Below are 17,391 nucleotides of genomic sequence, written 5' to 3'. Positions count from 1 at the left end.
ATGTTAATCAAAAATCACATCCTGGAACAAGCTCCGAAGCGTGGCCGCCTAGCCAACACCGCGCCACGTAAGGCGTGATGAGCCGCACGTCCTACCAGGAAGGCGAGTAAGTTAATGGACAATCTCAGCCGTAGAAAAGTCCTGTCCTTGAGTGCCGCGCTGGGCCTCGTGGGCGCGGCGGGCACGGCCGCTCCCGCGTGGGCGTGGTCCCCGACGGGCTCGGTCGCCGGAGCGGGCGCGGGCACCGACCCGGAGTACGTGTGGGACGACGAGGTGGACCAGCTGGTCGCCTCACTGATCGAGAAGGGCCAGGTTCCGGCGGTCAACACCGCGCTGGCGTCGTGGGTGAACAACAACGACCCGCTGCCCGGCGGGCTGCCGGCCGACCTCACCGCGTACCTGAAGAAGGTCAACGGGCTTCCCTCGTGGGCCGATCCGGCGAAACTGGCGCGTGCCGCCGACTTCAACCGGCGCAAGGACACCTACCTCTTCGTGCTCTACGGTCTCGGCAGCGGAATCATGAGCACGGTGATCCCCCGGGAGGCCAAGAGCGTCTACTGGTCCGCGGGCGGCGCGAACATGAAGGACCGCGCGGCGAAGACGTTCACGTTCGGCTACGACCTGGCCCAGTTGAAGGGCTTCGGGCCGACGGGCCAGTTCGTGGTCACCGCCAACAAGACGCGGCTCGTGCACGCGGGCGTACGGCATCTGCTGCCGCAGTCGCCCCATTGGTCGGCGGTGACGGACGAGTCGATCCCGATCAGCAACGCCGACATCCTGGTCACCTTCCACAGCCTCGGCACCTACGTGCGCAGGCGGCTGCTGGACTGGAAGGTGCCGTTCCCGGCCGCGGACCAGGAGGCGTTCCTGCACAGTTGGCAGGTCGCCCTGCACCTGCTCGGCGTGCGCGACGAGTACATCCCCAAGTCGTGGGCGGACGCGGAGGCGCAGTCGGCACAGGTGCTCACACCGATCCTCTCCCCGACCACCGAGGGCATCGAACTGGCCGAGGATCTGCTGGGGTTGACCGCCCAGGTCGACCTGGGCGTCACGCGCGGATTCCTCAACGAGTTCGTGCGCTACGTCCTCAGTGACGAGATCGGCGACTGGCTGGGGCTGAAGCGCGACTACGCGTCGGCGACCCTGATCCGCACCGTCTGGCCCGCCTTCATCCTGTTCCGCGAGGGCCTGTCACCCGTGGCGCCCGGCGCGTTCTACCTGTTCGACCAGTTCGTGCGCGCCCTGGCCATGGCGTTCCTGAACAACGGCACGTCGGGGACGACCACGCCCATCGTGATCCCGACCGGGAACAGGCCGTCCTCCTGAACCGCCGGGCTCAAAGGCCCAGAGCGCTCAGGACCAGGCCCGTCACGGCGGCACGGTGGCCGGGCGTGTCCCGCCAGCGCAGGCTGCGTCCGGCCTCGACGACCACGCCGAACCCGGCGTGCACCAGGACCCGGGCCTGGCGCGGGTCGAGCTCCGGACGGGCCAGCCGCAACTGCTGCTCCCAGACGGCGATGTGCTCGCGCTGCGCCTGCACCAAGGGGCGCTGCAGCTCGGCCGGCAGACCGCCGAACTCGGCCTCGGCCACGCTCGTCAGCGCGGTGTGCCCGAAGCTGTAGGCCACGTAGGTCGCGGCCAGCGCGGCGACGGCCTCGTGCGGATCGGTCACCTCGTGCAGGCTCTGGTCCACGGCCTGGGCCAGCAGCCCCGCCGCCTGCAGACATGCCGCCGCCAGGATGTCGACCTTGCCCGGGTAGTGGCGGTAGAGCGCGGACGGGGCGAGGCCCACCGCCCGGGCGATCTGGCCGTTCGTGACGTTGCTGAACCCGTCCCGGGCGAACAACGGGACGGCGGCCGCGAGGATCTCCGCGCGCCGGGAGCGGGGCACCGGCAGGGCGGGCAGTTCGACGGGGCGGCCACGGCCCGCGCCCGGCGCGGGCCCGGAGCCCCGTACGGGATCGGTGGCGATCACCCGCAGGGCGCAGGCCAACAGCAGTTCGTCGAGCCGACGTTGAGCGATGGAGGTGTGATGCATCGTGATGGACCCGATCGCGCCGAGCGCCGCCACCGTGCGCAACTGTTCGTCGGGCAGCGGGAATTCACGCCGCGCCGCCTCGGCCACCCGTCCGACGACGCGCGCGAACTTCGCCCTGAGCAGCCGCCGGTCCTCCCGGTCGAGGTACCGGGCCTCCCATCGGTACACGCCGCCCGACGCGCGATGCGCCACGGTGACCCGGACGAGGGCGGCGAGCACGTCCTCGGGGCCCGCCTCGGCCGGCGTCTCGTCGAGTGCGGCGACGAGCCGGTCCACCATGACGTGCGCGCATTCGGCGAACAGCGCGTACTTGTTGGGGAAGTGCCGGTACAGGGCCGTGGCGCTGATGCCCACGCCCGCGGCGATCTCCTCCATGGACGCCGCGTGGTAGCCGCGCTCGCTGAAGAGCTTGCCGGCCGCCTCGACGATCAGCTGCCGGCGATTACGGGGGCGGGTGACCGCGATCGAGTCGGCGGTCATGACCGGCCTGACGCGTACGGAGAAGGGGCCATACGGCTCAGTCAATCACACGCCGGGCCAGGCCAGGGCCCGCCCGCAGCCGGATCGCGCGACGGGCGGCGCGCACCGGACCCCATGTGATTCCTGATTAACAAACTTGCTCCACGCTCCTTCTCGCTCAGCGGACTTGAAAGGCACAATGCCGCAGCGGCCACCGCTCGATACGACGCCTCAGACGCCTCGAACGCCTCAGACACCCCTGACAGCCCTGACACCCCAGGAGTCGCCCATGTCGACAGCCACGGCTCCCGCCTGGTCCTTCCGGCACCACTGGATGTCCCAGGCGGCCACCCACGCGATGATGCGCCCGGACAAGCCGGCGCTGCGTCATCTCGGGGAGACCACGACCTGGGCGCAGTTGTCCCGGCGGTCCCTGCGACTGGCCGCCGCGCTCGCCGACCGGGGCGTCGCCGCGGGTGACCGCGTCGCTCTGCTCACGCTGAACCATCCCTGGTTCGTGGAGAGCGTGTTCGCGGCGAACAGCCTGGGTGCCATGGCCGTGCCGCTCAGCTTCCGGCTCGCGCCGCTGGAGCTCGGCCACATCCTGGCCGACTGCGCACCGTCGGCGATCGTCGTCGACGCACAGCTCCTGCCCCTGCTCCGGGCCGTGCCGAACGCCGCGTCGATCGGCACGGTCGTCGTCATCGGCGCGACGAACGCGCCGGAGGACGGCGACCGCCCCGCGTTCCTCGCGTACGAGGAGTTCCTGGCGGCGTACGAGCCGATGGAACTGCCCGACATCAGCGAGGAGTCGACCGCGCTGATCATGTACACCTCGGGCACCACCGGCCGGCCGAAGGGGGTGATGCTGTCCCACCGCAACATGCAGATGCAGGCGCTCACCTGTATCCGCGCGATGGAGATGTTCGACGACTCCGACGTCGGGTTCCTGACGGCACCCTTCTTCCACATCGCCGGGCTCGGTTCGGTCGTCGCGAACTTCGTGGTCGGCGGCACGGTCGTGCTCCATCCGCTGGGCGCCTTCGACCCGCGGGCGGTGCTCGACGCCTACGAACGCGAGGGCGCCACCGTCGTGTTCAACGTCCCGCAGCAGTGGGACCTGATCTGCGCGCAGCCCGACATCGACAAGCGGGACCTGAAGCTGCGGATCATCAGCTGGGGCGCCGCGCCCGCGAGCGACGCGACGCTGCGCGCGATGGGCGAGGCGTTCCCGGACGCGCTGAACGTGGCCGTGTTCGGCCAGACCGAGACCTCCCCGATCACCTGCGTACTGCGTGGGGAGGACGCCCTGCGCAAGCTCGGTTCGGTCGGGCGGCCGATCCCGAGCATCCAGCACCGCATCGTCGACGCGGACATGAACGACGTCGCCGTGGGCGAGGTCGGGGAGATCGTCTACCGCGGGCCCACGCTGACGCAGGGGTACTGGCGCAAGCCGCGGGAGACCGCCGAGGCCTTCGCCGGCGGCTGGTTCCACTCCGGCGACCTGGTCAGGCGGGACGACGAGGGCTTCGTCTGGGTGGTGGACCGCGCGAAGGACATGATCATCAGCGGCGGCGAGAACATCTACTGCGCCGAACTGGAGAACGCCGTCGCCGCGCACCCCCGGGTCCGGGAGGTCGCGGTGATCGGCAGGCCCGACGAGCGCTGGGGCCAGGTCCCGGTCGCCTACGTCACGGTCGCCCCCGGCGCCGACCTGTCGCTGGGCGAACTGACGGACTTCCTCGACGGCCGGCTCGCCTCGTTCAAGCGACCCAAGGACCTCGTGCTGGTCGACGAGCTCCCGCGGAACGCGGGCGGCAAGGTGGTCAAACCCGTGCTCCGCACCCGCGACGCCGAACACGGCCGGACACCGTAGGGCGGCCCGGCCCCACTCCATGGCCCTTGGTCGCCGGATCGGTGGACCGGATCTCCCGTGTACGCCGCTGGGCTACTCTCGCCGCGTGATCGGCAACCGGATTCGCGAACTGCGCCAGGCCCGCAAGATGACCGTCCGCGACCTGGCCGCGCACGCCGGAGTGTCGACCGGACGGGTCAGCCAGGTCGAGCGCGGCCTGACCGACCCCAGCCTGGAGACGCTGCGCAAACTCTCCGCCGCCCTCGGCCTCCCGCTCTTCGACCTGTTCCGGCAGGACGAGCCGGACGACGTCGCCGTGGTCCGGCGCGACCGTCGGATCGTGGTGCGTTCACCGCAGGGCGGGATCGAGTACACCCGCGTCTCGGCCGGATCCGCCCGCCTCGAAGTGCTCGAGGGCGTCCTGGAACCGGGCGGCGCGTCCTCGCGGGAGGGCTTCAGCCACCCGTCGGAGGAGTGCGTGGTGGTGCTGAGCGGTCGCCTGGTCGTCGAGGCGGGCGGCGGGCGGCACGAGCTGGGGCCCGGGGACAGCTGCACCTTCGACTCCCGGGTCCCGCACCGCTACCTCAACGAGGGCGGCGACCCGGCACGGTTCCTGGTGAGCGTGACACCGCCGAGCCGGTGACCCTCTCCCACACTTCGGCGGGACCGAACCGTTGACGGGCACACGCATCGACTGATTCGATCACTCGCACTGAACACGTTCACCGTGAATGAATTCACGAGGGAAGCGAGTCGCCCTGTGCCCACCGTGCCCGCCGCGCCCCCGGGTGCCGCCGACAGCTTTCGTGTCCGGTTCCCCTCCCTCAAGGACACGGTCCACCTGGCGAGTTGCAGCCAGGGAGCGATGTCCGAGCACGTACTGACGGCTCTTCAGGAGTTCCAGTGGTCCCTGCGCGACCGGGGAGCGCCCTGGGGCGAGTGGATGGCCCAGGTGGACGCCGCCCGCGCCGCGTTCGCCGCCCACATCGGCGCACGGCAGGACGAGATCGCGGTGGTGAGCTGCGCCTCCGAAGGGGCCTACCAGGTGGCCTCCACTCTGGACTGGTCCCGCCGCCCCGGCCTTGTCTCGACGGACATGGAGTTCCCGTCCGTCGCGCACGTCTGGCTGGCCCAGGAGCGACGCGGTGCCCAGGTGCGGTACGTGCCGGAGCGTGACGGCCGCGTCCCCGCCGAGGACTACGCCGCCGCGATCGACGACTCGACCAACCTGGTCTCCGTCCCCCTGGTCTCCTACCGCAACGGAGCCCGGCTGCCGACGGCCGAGACGGTGCGCGCGGCCCACGCGGTCGGCGCCCGGGTGTTCGTCGACGCGTACCAGGGACTGGGCGTACTCCCTGTGGACGTAAGGGAGTTGGACTGCGACTACCTGGTGTGCGGGGCGCTGAAGTATCTCCTCGGCGTCCCCGGCATCGCGTTCCTCTACGTACGCGGCGGGCTGCGCGACGACGTGGACCCGCAGCTCACCGGCTGGTTCGGGCGGGTCGACCCCTTCTCCTTCGACCCGCGCCACCTCGACTTCCCCGACACCGCGCGCCGCTTCGAGACCGGGACCCCGTCGATCCCGTCCGCGTACGCGGCCGCGGCCGGCCTGCGCACCCTGGCGGACGTCGAGCCGAAGGAGATCGAGGCGCACGTCGACGCCCTTGCCGGGTACGCCCATGCGCGGCTGACCGAGATCGGTGAGACTCCGGCCTCGCCCGCCGGTCCGGAGCGGCGCGGCCCGCAGGTGGCGATCGCCGACCCCGCCCCGGACGCGCTCGCGGCCGCGCTCGCCGAGCGCCGCATCGTCACCAGCCCGCGCGGCTCCCTGCTCCGCCTCTCCTTCCACTACTACAACAACCGGTCCGACGTCGACGCGCTGATCGACGCGCTCGGCGAGATACGCGCCCTGTAGCCCGTCCAGCAACACCGCACCCCACGGAGCGAGTCCGATGCCCGACGACGGCAGCAAGAACGGTCAGGAGCAGGGCCTGAAGCGCACCTTGACGGGGCGTCAGCTCAGCATGATGGGTCTGGGCGGAGCCATCGGCACGGGCCTGTTCCTCGGCTCGGGTCTCGCCATCTCCGCCGCGGGCCCCGCCGCCGTGATCGCCTACGTGCTCTGCGCGTCGATCGCCCTGGTGATCGGCTGGGCGCTGGCCGAGATGACGGCGGTGCACCCGGCGACCGGCTCGTTCGGCACCATCGGCCGCCACTATCTGGGCCCGCTGGCCGGCTTCGTGATCCGCTGGACGTACTGGACGATCCAGGTGATCGCGATCGGCGGCGAGGTCATCGCCGCCGGCATCTACGTCCGTTTCTGGTGGCCCCAACTGCCGCTGTGGGCCCCGGTGGTGGCGTTCTCGGTGCTGCTCCTGGCCGCGAACGCGCTGAGCGTCGGGGTGTTCGGGCGCCTGGAGTACTGGTTCTCCACCATCAAGATCACGGCGATCGGTGTCTTCGTCCTGCTCGGCTGCGCCTACGTCCTGCTCGGACTGCCCGGTCACGCGGCGGTCGGCACCGCGAACCTCTCGGGGCACGGGGGCCTGCTGCCGCACGGGCTGAGCGGCCTCGGCACCGCCTTCGTCTTCGTGATCTTCAGCTACATCGGGACCGAGATCATCGCGGTGACCGCCGCCGAGTCCGAGGACCCGGTGCGGGACATCCCGCGCGCCGCCCGGCGGATGGTCGTGCGCCTCGCGCTCTTCTACGTCCTGGCCATGGCGGTGGTGGTCACCGTGGTGCCGTGGCAGCGCACGGCCGCGGGCGGGGACGTCACGGCGAGCCCCTTCGTCCAGCTCTTCGACGTCGCCGGGATCCCGGCCGCCGCGGGCATCATGAACTTCGTGGTCCTGACGGCGGCGCTCTCCAGTGCCAACGCCAACACCTACCTGGCCACCCGCATGATCCACTCCCTGGCCGTGGACCGGCACGCGCCACGGCCGTTCGCCCGGGTCGGCCGCGGCGGGGTCCCGCACCGCGCGCTCGCCGTGTCCGGCCTCGGCCTGGGCGCCGCCGCGCTCCTCTCGGTCCACTCCGAGGACACGGCCTACGTCCTGCTCTTCGGCATCTCGGTCTTCGGGGCGCTCGTCGTGTGGATCCTCATCCTCCTCACGCACCTGATGTTCCGTCGCCATCGCGCCCGCCACGGCCTGCCCGGCTCCCCGGCCCGGCTGCGCGGCGCGCCGTTCACCACCGTCACGGCGGCCCTCGCCCTGGCCGCGATCCTGGTCTCCACCGCGTTCATCGACGGCCTGGAGGACTCCTGGAAGGCCGGTCTGCCGTTCTTCGCGCTGCTGGTCGTCGTGTACCGCTTCGGCGCGCGGCGCCACGAGACGGCCGAGCCGCTGCCGGACAGCACGCTGCCGCCGGAGGGTTCCGGGGACCGCGTTCCCGGCGCCCGCGCGCCCGGCAGCCGCGTCGTCGGCTGAGGTCCGCGCGGACGTCACCGCTCCGCCGCACGCACACGGGACGGGCACGAGGGCGCCTTACGGGATGCGAGGCCGTGCGGCATGCTGGTGATCGTGGGCGCCGACCTGTCGAGCATCCGTTGCGCGACCAGCTCCGTCTGCCGGACGTCTCGTTGCCGCCACCGCCGGATGCGCAGGGCCGCCCGACTCTCCCCCCACCCCACCGTGTGAGGAACTCGCCGTGCCCGAACAACAGTTACTCGTCCTGGACCCCAGCGCCGCCGACCACCATGCCGAGCACCGGGCCCTGCACGCCCGCGGCCCGGCCACCCTCGTGGACATCCTCGGGGTGACCGCCTGGTCCGTGTCCGACCCCGCGCTCCTCAAGAAGCTCCTGACCAGTGCCGACGTCTCCAAGGACGCCCGGGCGCACTGGCCGGCCTTCGCCCAGACGGTCACCACCTGGCCGCTGGCGCTGTGGGTGGCGGTCGACAACATGTTCACCGCCTACGGGAGCGACCACCGCCGCCTGCGCCGGCTGGTCGCTCCCGCCTTCTCGGCCCGCCGGGTCACCGCCATGAAGGCCGACATCGAGGAGCTCACGACCGGCCTGCTCGACCGCTTCGCCGACGTTGCGGCCGGTGGCGTCGTCGACCTGCGCGAGTACCTGGCGGTTCCGCTGCCGATCGCCGTCGTCGGCCGGCTGATGGGCGTACCGGACACGCACGGGGCCGAGTTCCGCAGGCTCGTGGACAACATCTTCTCCACGGTGCTCTCCGCCGACGAGGCGGCCAAGAACACGGCCGCCGTCTATCAGTTGCTCGACGAGCTGATCGGCGAGAAGCGGGCCCGGCCCGGCGACGACATGACCTCCCTGCTCATCGCCACCCGCGACGAGGAGGGCGACGGCAGCACCCTGACCGACGCCGAACTCCGCGACACCCTGCTGCTGATGATCAGCGCCGGTTACGAGACGACCGTCAACGTCATCGACCAGGCCGTCTGCTCCCTGCTGACCGACCCGGCCCAACTGGCCCACATCCGCGCCGGCCGCTGCACCTGGGAGGACGTGGTGGAGGAGACCCTGCGCCACGAACTGGCCGTCAAGCACCTGCCCCTGCGCTACGCGCTGCGGGACATCCCGCTGCCCGACGGTCGCACGATCCGGGCCGGTGAGGCGATCCTCGCCTCGTACGCCGCGGCCAACCGCCACCCGGACTGGCACGGTGAGAGCGCGGACCGCTTCGACGCCACCCGCCCCGCCAAGGACCACCTGGCCTTCGGGCACGGCGTCCACTTCTGCCTCGGCGCCCCACTGGCCCGGCTCGAGGTGACGACAGCCCTGCGGAGCCTCTTCGAACGCTTCCCGGGCATCGAACTCGCCGTCCCCGTCGAGGAGTTGCGGCCGCTCCCGACCCTGATCAGCAACGGGCACGTATCGCTGCCCGTGCGGCTGCGTCCGGCGCAGCCGGGCTGACATCGCCGAGGGCCCGCCTCCCGTGCGCGGGAGGCGGGCCCTGCCTCGGCCGGCACCTCAGTCGGCGAGGGAGCCCATCGGGTCCCAGGCCGGCAGGACGATCGGCGGCTCGTCGAGGACGGCGGCCAGCTCCGCCGGCAGCGCGGAACGCCGCACCGCGACCTCGAAGACGTGCTCGCCGAACCATGAGTCGTTCATCGTCCAGAAGCCCTTGTCGGCCCGCTCGTCGCCCCAGCTGTTCTCGACCCGCCAGCGGCGCGGCGCCCCGTCGACCACGTCCACGCCGGTGAACAGCATCGCGTGGGTCATCAGGGTCTCGCGGTGGAGGAGCCGGGCCGCCTTGTCCATCTCGAACGACGCGTCGTAGACGGCCTCGTAGTCGTACAGCTCGGCGTCCCAGATCCCGAGGTCGGCCCGCATCATCTGGCCGACGTCGCAGCCGAACCACACGGGTTCGCCGCCGACGACGGCGTCCATGCTCAGCTTCTTCAGCAGGTCCATCTCCACGTTCAGATAGACCACCGGCGGAGCCTCGACGATGTTGCCGAGGTGCTCGACGGTGAAGGTCCGCCCGACCGGGCTCGACTCGCGGGGGTCGTGGACGAGGCACACGTAGTCGTCGACGGGTATCTGCACGTACGCGGCGGCGAACTCGGTCGGGGTCATCCAGCCTTCGCGGTGGAACTCCTGGTCCTTGTCACGCCACTGCCACAGGAACTTCTGCGGCGGCGTGCCGAGGTGGATGCTGAGCACCCGGTGCACGGCGGCCAGCACCTCACGCTTGTGCTCACGCTGCGCCTCGACGCCCTCCGCCGCGAGTCGGCGCAGATCCCGGGCGCCTCGCCGCAGCAGTCCCTTCAGGGCGCGGTTCATCGGCCCGGTCGCGGACGAGCTGTCCGTCTCCGGCATGGCCGACTTCGGTACGAGGCCGTGCTTGGCGACGAGCGCCACGAACATGTTCCACTGGCCGCCGTCGCTGATGGGGTCACCGAGCAGGTGCGCCACCGTGCGGTCGTCGACATCGCGGTCGGAGGTGGCGACGATGCTCTCGAGGAAGTAGTTGGCCCGCTCGAACTTGTCCCACCACAGCACATAGTTCTGCGAGAACTCGAAGTCCTTCACACCGAGCTTCTCCGCGGCGCCGACGCGCAGCAGGTTCAGCCCGGCGAACATCCAACATCGGCCGCTCTTCTTCTGGTTGGTGACCTTCCAGTCGTCCAGGTGGTGGGAGACCGAGTGGTCGACGGCGGTCACGATCCGCCGGTCCAGGGCTATGTCGTCGACGGGCGTCTGGGTCACGGCGTTCTGCATCAGCCGGTTCGCCGGGCGGGCGGCGAACTCCTTCTCGAAGTGCTCGAGTTGCGCGGGGGTGATACTGCGGTCGTTGGCCTGAGGGGAGTGAGAGTGTCCGAGCGTCACAGGGATCCGCTTCCAGTTCTTGAGTCGGCCCGTGGTGGCGCGGGCCCGGGGGCAGGTGATGGGGGCTACCCGCTCTCACCGTTCCACGGCGCTTCCACCCCAGTCAACGGGGTCGCCGCCCCGAACCACGAGCTGACCTGCCCGTACGGGGCCCGCGACGGTCCGCCCCGCCTCCCCGGTCAACCGGAGTGCCGCACCGTCCCGGGCCGCGCGCACGCCGCCCAGTCGACGATCTGCACCGCCGCGCCTGCCCCCTCCTCGCCCCGGCAGTGGGCGTGGTGCCTGCGGGCGATGCCGTCCAGGTCGAGGTGGGAGCCGAAGGCGGGATGGGCCGTCAGGCGGCGTGCGTACGCCCACAGGCGGGGGTGGTCGGTGATGCGGTGCACCGCGGCGGCGTCCAGGTGGTGGCGGTGCACCGTGTCGAGCTGGACCAGCGTGACCCACAACTGCACGTCGGCGAGGGTGAGTCCGTCGCCCAGCAGGTGGTCCCGGGAGCCGAGCCGGGACTCCAGCCCGTCCAGCGCGTTCAGGAGCGTGGCGAGGGCGGTGTCGCGGGCCGCCGGGTCGTCGCCGGGCTCGCCCGCGCGCTGGGCGGCCTCGGTGATCTCCCGCTCGCAGAGCCGCCCGACGGCCTCGATCTCGTCCTCGGCGCCGCGCGGGTGCAGATCGGGGCCGTGCCCGCCGAAGCGCCGGGCGAGGTCCCGCAGGATGTCGGGGGTGTGCGTGCTGACGATGGTGCCGGTCCAGCCGTCGCTGAGGACGGGTGCCGCCGTCGCTCCCCGGTACTGGTGCGCGCTGGCCTCGTACAGCGGGCGCAGCGCGCGGTGCCCGCCGTCCGGGGCGTCCGGCACGGCGGACAGCAGTGTCACCGGGAGGGTGTCGCCGAGGTCGAGGAGGCGGTGCGTGACCGCGATCTGCAGACAGTGCGGACAGGACAGCGAGAGGTGGAGCCGGTAGCGGCGCGGCACGGCGTAGTAACCGCTGCGCGCGTCACATCCGATCCTGCTCCGGAAGGACGGCAGGGCGGTCTGGGGTGAGGCGGGCATACGACTCCCTCGGAGTGCTCGGACACAGGCGTACGACGGCTGCAGCGCGGCCGGGATGCGGTGGTTGCGCGCGCCGGTCAGGCCGGCGCGGGGGCATCCGCGAGCGGGGAACTCGCCGCGCTGCACACACGCGCGAGATCGATGTGACGGCGGGACGTCAGCAGGGGCAGCGGCCGGACGGCGACGCGGACAGCGTCACCACCGAGGTCCGGCACGGCACGACCCATGTTTCCCTACCAATTCACTAGGATTCCCGTAGTGGAGTGTCGGGCCCATGTCGAACCACGTCAAGAGGCCCCCGCGTCGTCCGGGTGCGCGAGCCCGAGGTGGTGGCGCAGGGTCGGGCCCTCGTACTCGGTGCGGAACACGCCTCGTTCCTGGAGGAGCGGGACGACCTTGTCGGCGAACTCGTCGAGGCCGGTGGGCGTGATGTGCGGGACGAGGATGAAGCCGTCGCTGGCGTCGGCCTGCACGTACGCGTCGATGGTGCGGGCGATCGTCTCCGCCGAACCGATGAAGTCCTGCCGGTTGCCGGTCTCGATGACCAGGTCGCGGATGGACCAGTTGTGGGCGGCGGCGCGCTCACGCCACTCGCGGGCGGTGGCCAACGGGTCGCGGTACATGCGTACTTGGGCCCGACCCTTGGAGATGTGGGTGTCGCTGACGTCGGGGTCGATGTCGGGGAGCGGCCCGTCCGGGTCGTAGGAGGACAGGTCCCGGTTCCAGACGAACTCCAGGTGCTTGAGCGCGGTGGCGCCACTGACCTGCCGGCGGCGCACCTCCCTGGCGAGCTCCTGCGCCTCGGCGTCGGTGTCGGCGAGCGCGAAGGTGGCGGCGGGGAGGATCAGCAGCTGCTCGGGGCGGCGGCCGTAGTGGGCGAGGCGGCTCTTGACGTCCGTGTAGAAGGCCTGTCCCGCCTCCAGCGTCGCGTACCGGCTGAAGATCGCGTCCGCGCCGGAAGCGGCGAACTCGCGGCCCTCCTCGGAGTCTCCCGCCTGGAAGACGACGGGGCGGCCCTGTGGGGAGCGCGGGACGTTGAACTGGCCGTGGATGTCGAAGTGTTGCCCGGTGTGGACGAAGGAGCCGGCCTTGGCGTCCCGCAGGAAGGCGCCGGTCTCCTGGTCGGCGAGGACCTCGTCGCCGTGCCAGGAGTCGAAGAGTTCGTTCGCCGTGGCCAGGAACTCCTTGGCGCGGGAGTAGCGTTTCTCCTGCGGCAGGAAGCCGCCGCGTCGGAAGTTCTCGCCAGTGAAGGCGTCCCAGGAGGTGACCACGTTCCACGCGGAGCGGCCGCCGGAGAGGTGGTCGAGGCTGGCGAACTGGCGGGCGACCTCGTAGGGCTCGTTGAAGGTGGAGTTGATGGTGCCCGTGAGCCCGAGGTGCTCGGTCACGGCGGCGAGCGCGGCGAGGACGGTGAAGGTGTCCGGGCGGCCGACGACGTCCAAGTCGTAGATCTGGCCGCCCTGTTCGCGGAGCCTGAGCCCCTCGGCGAGGAACAGGAAGTCGAACCTTGCGCGTTCGGCGGTCCGCGCGAAGTGGGCGAAGGAGCTGAAATCTATGTGGCTGCCGGACCGCGGGTCGCTCCACACCGTGGTGTTGTTGACGCCGGGGAAGTGGGCGGCCAGGTGGATCTGCTTCAGTGGCTTGCTCATGATCGTGGAGGTCCCTCCGGCTCAGGCGGTGGCGGCGGCGTAGCGGTTGGCGGGGCGGGCAAGGCCCAGCAGGCCGCGCAGGGTGTCGGCCTCGTAGGCGCTGCGGAACGCGCCCCGGCGCTGGAGTTCGGGGACGAGCCCGCGGGTGATCGCCGGCAGGTCGTGGCCGACGACGGCGGGCCGCAGCCGGAATCCGGTCAGCCCGGCGCTCGCCAACTCCTGCAGCAGATCGGCGAGTTCGCGAGGCGTGCCGGCGAAGATCAGGGCGTCGCTCGTGTACGGCTTTCCCGCGAGTTCGTCGAGCCGTGCCCGACGGGCGTGCGCGGTGGCCGCGTCGTCGTCGAGGAGGACCACCAGGTCGCCGAAGACGTGGAGGGGTTCGGCGGCCCGGCCCGCCGTGTCCTGCTCGGCGCGGATCCGCGCGACGATGGTGCGGGCCTCGTCGGGGTCGTGCGGGGTGACGTAGCCGATGTCCGCGGAGCGGGCCACGAGCCGGTAGGGGACGGTGTCGTGGGCGAGGGCGCTGACGACGGGCTGGCCCTGGGGCGGCCGGGGCGTGATCGAGGGGCCCTTGACGTCGAAGTGCCGGCCCTCGAAGTCGATGTAGTGCAGCTTGTCGCGGTCGATGAAGCGGCCGGTGGCGGCGTCCCTGATCTCGGCGCCGTCCTCCCAGCTGTCCCAGAGGCGGCGCACCACCTCGACATGATCGGCGGCCTCGTCGAAGAGGTCGGCCACCGTGTCCCGGGCGGCGGGGCTGTCGTAGGCCTCGATGCGCGGGACGGTACGGCGACCGAAGTGCGCGGCCTCGTTCGGACGGGCGGTGATCTGTACGCGCAGGCCTGCGCGGCCGGTGCTGACGTAGTCGAGGGTGGCGATCGCCTTGGAGATGTGGAACGGCTCCGTGTGCGTGGCGACGACCGTCGGCACCAGACCTATGTGCCGGGTCAGCGGGGCGACGCGGGAGGCGATGAGCACGGCGTCGAGGCGGCCGCGGACCTGGTCGGTGCGCTCGTCCGGGTCCAGGAAGTGGGAGGACTGGGGGCCGAGGCCGTCCTCGATGGTGACGAGGTCGAGCAGGCCGTGCTCGGCCTCGGTGACCAGATCGGCCCAGTAGGCGGCGGTGAACAGCTCGCGTGGGCGGGCCACCGGCTCGCGCCAGGAGGCGGGGTGCCAGCCGGTGCCGTCCAGGGCGACGGCAAGGTGCAACGGAGAAGGGGGTGTTGAGGACACGAGTGGGTGCCTTCCTGAAAGTCTTCCTGAGGGGCCGTGGCAAGAGAGCGCGCGGCGGAACGGGATCCCCGCCGGAGCCGGGAGGGGAAGGTCAGGGGCGACAGAGCGCGGCGGCCACACGCTGCAGATCGATGTGCGGCCGGGAGTGGAGGCGGACGACGCGGCGCGGGTGCAGGGCACGGGGGCGGGGCAGGTGTCGCACGAGCCGCACCTCCGTCCGCCGCGCGTCAGCGCGTCTCTCGTCGTGCGTCACAACGCCCCGACTCCCTGGTGTGTTCCCGGTGTGGGGCAGGGCCGGCGTCGAGCCGGTTCGCCGCCGAGGGGACCACCCCACCATGTGTAACAGGAAGTTCAGGGGTGGATCATTGCGGCTGCATGAAATCGAGCGCGCCCTCCGACGAGCAGGACTTCACCCATGACATCGCAGCCCGGACCCGACGCCTTCCACCCGCATCTGCCCGAGCCCGGCGAGCGGCCCCTGAGCTCCCGTCTGCATCACGTCCGTGCCGACGGGCTGGACGGTGACACCGCCCAGAGCGGCGGCATGCGCCGGTTCGCCGCCATCAGCGGACGCGGCGTCGGCTCCGAGCGCATCTGGATGGGGCAGACGCATGTCGCGCCCGTCACCGCCTCGTCCGATCACCACCACGGAGCCTCCGAGACGGCGATCCACGTGGTGAAGGGCCACCCGGAGTTCGTGTTCCTCGACGACTCCTCCGGCACGCCCGAGGAGGTCCGCATCCGCACGGCACCGGGCGACTACATCTTCGTACCGCCCTACGTCCCCCACCGCGAGGAGAACCCGAGCGAGGACGAGGAGGCCGTCGTGGTGATCGCGCGCAGCACCCAGGAGGCGATCGTGGTCAACCTCCCGGAGCTCTACGTCCTCGGGAAGGAGCCGGGCGGCGGCGCCGAATGAGCGTTGAGCGCGCCCCGTCAGACTGCCGCCGCGTTCCGGGTGGCGGCGGCCAGTTCGGCCCGCAGAGCGGCGAACCGGGGGTCCCCGCGCAGGGCGGCGACGTCGGTCGTCGCCTCGCGCGGGAGCGGCACGGTCACCTCGTCGATCACCCGCCCCGGGCCCGCCGCCATCACGACGACGCGGGAGCCGAGCAGGACGGCCTCCTCCGCGGAGTGCGTGACGAACAGAACGGTCGCCCCGGTGACCGCCGCCAGCGTCCTGACCTCCTCCTGGAGGCGTTCGCGGGTGAGCGCGTCCAGTGCGGCGAACGGCTCGTCCATGAGCAGGATCTGCGGTTCGGCGGCGAGCGCCCGGGCGATGGCCACACGCTGCTGCTGTCCGCCCGACAGCTCCCAGGTCCGCCGCCCGGCCATGCCGGGCAGGCCCACCAGGGACAGCAACTCCTGTGTGCGGGCGGCTCGTTCGGCGCGTACGACGCCGTGCCGGGCCAGCGCGAAGGAGAGGTTGCCGCCGACCGTGCGCCAAGGGAAGAGCCGTGGCTGCTGGAAGACGACGCCGACCTTCCTGCGTACCTCCACCGACCCGGTGGCGGGCCGCTCGAACCCCGCCACCAGCCGCAGCAGCGTCGTCTTGCCGCAGCCGGACGGGCCGACGAGGACCACGAACTCGCCGGGGCCGACGGCGAGCGACACGTCGGCGACGGCTGTCACCGGGGCCTTGGCCGTGCCGTAGCGGACGCCGACGCCGGAGAGTTCGATGTCGGAGGCGGGCACCGTGGCCTCGGCCGGCTCAGCCCGCGACACGGGACAGCTCCTTGACGGCGAGGGCCTCGTCGAAGACCGACTGCTTGGGCACCGCGTCGATGGCCTTCTGTCCCTTGAGGAAGACGGCCGCGTCGTGCAGGTTCTTCGCGAGCTCGCCGGGGGCGCCCGGCTTGCCGAGGTAGTCGGCGCCCTGCTGCTCCTTCGCGGTGAGCAGGACGAGCTGGGCGAGCTGCTTCTTCGCCTCCTCGGGGCTGAGGTTGAGCTCGGCGCCGATGGCGGTGGCCGCCTTCCCCGGGTCGCTCTTGGCCAGCTTGACGGCCTTGTCCTCCGCCGTGAGCCAGGCATCGACGATCTTCGGGTGCTCGGCCGCGAACGCGTCGGTGACCACGCCGAGGTCGGCGGTCGGCTTGCCCTGGTCGGCGATCTGACGGCTGGTGACCAGCACCTTGCCGTCCTTCTCCAGGTCGGTGAGGGCGGGGGTCCACACGTACGCGGCGTCGATGTCGCCGCGCTGCCAGGCGGCGAGGGCGTCCTGCGGCTGGAGGTCGACGAGGCTCACGTCGGATGCCTTGAGCCCGGCCGATTCCAGGGCCGCGAGAAGGGAGTAGTGCGAGGTGGACCCGAAGGGCGTGGCGATCTTCTTGCCCTTGAGGGCCTTGACGGAGGAGATGCCCTTCTTCGCGACGAGCGCCTCGTTCTCACCGATCAGGTCGTGGATCCACACCACCTTGTACGGGATGTCGAGCGGCGCCGACAGCCCCTTGGTGACGGGGCTGGAGCCGGCGAGCCCGAGATCCACCGACCCGGCGATCACTGCGGTGTTCACGTCGCCGCCCGAGTCGAACTTCACCCACTTCACGTCGACGTCCGGCAGCGCCTTCTCCAGGAGCCGCTGGTTCTTCACCACCAGGTCGGCGTTGGGTATCGCCTGGTAGGCGATGCGCACCTGGGTCTTTCCGTCACCGGTGGCGGCGTCGGCACCGTCGCCGCACGCGGTCGTGGTGAGGGCGACCAGGGACGCGGCGGCGGCGAGGAGGACGGTGCGGCGCGGGGACACGGGCATGACGGTTCCTTAGTACGGAGGGAGGAAAGGGCACGGAGACAGAGACGCAGGACCGGGGAAGG

15 protein-coding genes are annotated in these 17,391 nt (G+C 71.4%); 7 read left to right on the top strand and 8 right to left on the bottom strand.

Annotated elements, in window-relative coordinates; genetic code table 11:
• Positions 1–114 precede the first annotated feature (114 nt).
• Complete coding sequence (locus B072_RS0134660) at positions 115–1,326, top strand: oxygenase MpaB family protein (RefSeq protein ID WP_026246604.1); 1,212 nt, start codon at positions 115–117, stop codon at positions 1,324–1,326.
• A gap of 10 nt (positions 1,327–1,336) precedes the next feature.
• Here the strand turns inward: B072_RS0134660 and B072_RS0134655 are convergent, their stop codons facing one another.
• Complete coding sequence (locus tag B072_RS0134655; RefSeq protein ID WP_018534575.1) at positions 1,337–2,518, bottom strand: TetR/AcrR family transcriptional regulator; 1,182 nt, start codon at positions 2,516–2,518, stop codon at positions 1,337–1,339.
• 268 nt (positions 2,519–2,786) lie between these two features.
• Between B072_RS0134655 and B072_RS0134650 the strand changes: the two genes are divergently transcribed.
• The 5 genes from B072_RS0134650 (at position 2,787) to B072_RS0134630 (ending at position 9,239) form a co-directional block, all read left to right on the top strand.
• A complete protein-coding gene (locus B072_RS0134650; protein WP_018534574.1) occupies positions 2,787–4,373 on the top strand; it encodes a long-chain-fatty-acid--CoA ligase in 1,587 nt (528 codons plus the stop codon).
• Between the two features lie 85 nt (positions 4,374–4,458).
• A complete protein-coding gene (locus tag B072_RS0134645; protein WP_018534573.1) occupies positions 4,459–4,995 on the top strand; it encodes a helix-turn-helix domain-containing protein in 537 nt (178 codons plus the stop codon).
• Positions 4,996–5,217: 222 nt separating this feature from the next.
• Positions 5,218–6,267, top strand: a complete 1,050-nt coding sequence (locus B072_RS0134640) for an aminotransferase class V-fold PLP-dependent enzyme (RefSeq protein ID WP_018534572.1) — start codon at positions 5,218–5,220, stop codon at positions 6,265–6,267.
• A 37-nt stretch (positions 6,268–6,304) separates the two neighbouring features.
• Entirely contained in the window at positions 6,305–7,783 is a 1,479-nt protein-coding gene (locus B072_RS0134635) for an amino acid permease (protein ID WP_018534571.1), read from the top strand.
• Positions 7,784–8,003: 220 nt separating this feature from the next.
• A complete protein-coding gene (locus tag B072_RS0134630) occupies positions 8,004–9,239 on the top strand; it encodes a cytochrome P450 family protein (protein WP_018534570.1) in 1,236 nt (411 codons plus the stop codon).
• Positions 9,240–9,296: 57 nt separating this feature from the next.
• On the opposite strand, the gene B072_RS0134625 is transcribed toward B072_RS0134630, so the two are convergent.
• From B072_RS0134625 to B072_RS49880, 5 genes are all read right to left on the bottom strand, one after another.
• Positions 9,297–10,658 carry an aminopeptidase C gene (locus tag B072_RS0134625; RefSeq protein WP_018534569.1) on the bottom strand — a complete coding sequence of 454 codons (1,362 nt, stop codon included), beginning with the start codon at positions 10,656–10,658 and terminating at the stop codon, positions 9,297–9,299.
• Between the two features lie 179 nt (positions 10,659–10,837).
• Positions 10,838–11,704, bottom strand: a complete 867-nt coding sequence (locus B072_RS44795) for a glutathione S-transferase C-terminal domain-containing protein (protein WP_018534568.1) — start codon at positions 11,702–11,704, stop codon at positions 10,838–10,840.
• A gap of 287 nt (positions 11,705–11,991) precedes the next feature.
• Positions 11,992–13,353: an NtaA/DmoA family FMN-dependent monooxygenase gene (locus tag B072_RS0134615; protein ID WP_018534567.1), complete on the bottom strand. Its 1,362-nt coding sequence runs from the start codon at positions 13,351–13,353 to the stop codon at positions 11,992–11,994.
• Between the two features lie 21 nt (positions 13,354–13,374).
• Positions 13,375–14,583, bottom strand: a complete 1,209-nt coding sequence (locus B072_RS0134610; RefSeq protein ID WP_026246602.1) for an LLM class flavin-dependent oxidoreductase — start codon at positions 14,581–14,583, stop codon at positions 13,375–13,377.
• Positions 14,584–14,674: 91 nt separating this feature from the next.
• Positions 14,675–14,920: a putative leader peptide gene (locus B072_RS49880; RefSeq protein ID WP_324603840.1), complete on the bottom strand. Its 246-nt coding sequence runs from the start codon at positions 14,918–14,920 to the stop codon at positions 14,675–14,677.
• Positions 14,921–14,998: 78 nt separating this feature from the next.
• On the opposite strand from B072_RS49880, the gene B072_RS0134605 reads away from it, so the two are divergent.
• Positions 14,999–15,502 (top strand): cupin domain-containing protein, encoded by a 504-nt coding sequence (locus B072_RS0134605; RefSeq protein WP_018534565.1) that lies wholly within the window; start codon positions 14,999–15,001, stop codon positions 15,500–15,502.
• 17 nt (positions 15,503–15,519) lie between these two features.
• Here the strand turns inward: B072_RS0134605 and B072_RS0134600 are convergent, their stop codons facing one another.
• The gene (locus tag B072_RS0134600; protein ID WP_018534564.1) at positions 15,520–16,305 is read right to left on the bottom strand and encodes an ATP-binding cassette domain-containing protein; all 786 of its coding nucleotides are present in this window, start codon (positions 16,303–16,305) and stop codon (positions 15,520–15,522) included.
• Positions 16,292–17,329: an ABC transporter substrate-binding protein gene (locus tag B072_RS0134595; RefSeq protein ID WP_018534563.1), complete on the bottom strand. Its 1,038-nt coding sequence runs from the start codon at positions 17,327–17,329 to the stop codon at positions 16,292–16,294. Before B072_RS0134595 ends, B072_RS0134600 begins: the two co-directional genes overlap by 14 nt.
• Positions 17,330–17,391: the final 62 nt, after the last annotated feature.

The sequence above is a fragment of the Streptomyces sp. HmicA12 genome, assembly GCF_000373565.1.
Taxonomy (GTDB): domain Bacteria; phylum Actinomycetota; class Actinomycetes; order Streptomycetales; family Streptomycetaceae; genus Streptomyces.
The sequence above is the reverse complement of the archived record's forward strand: the minus strand, read 5'-3'. Positions and strand labels throughout refer to the sequence as shown.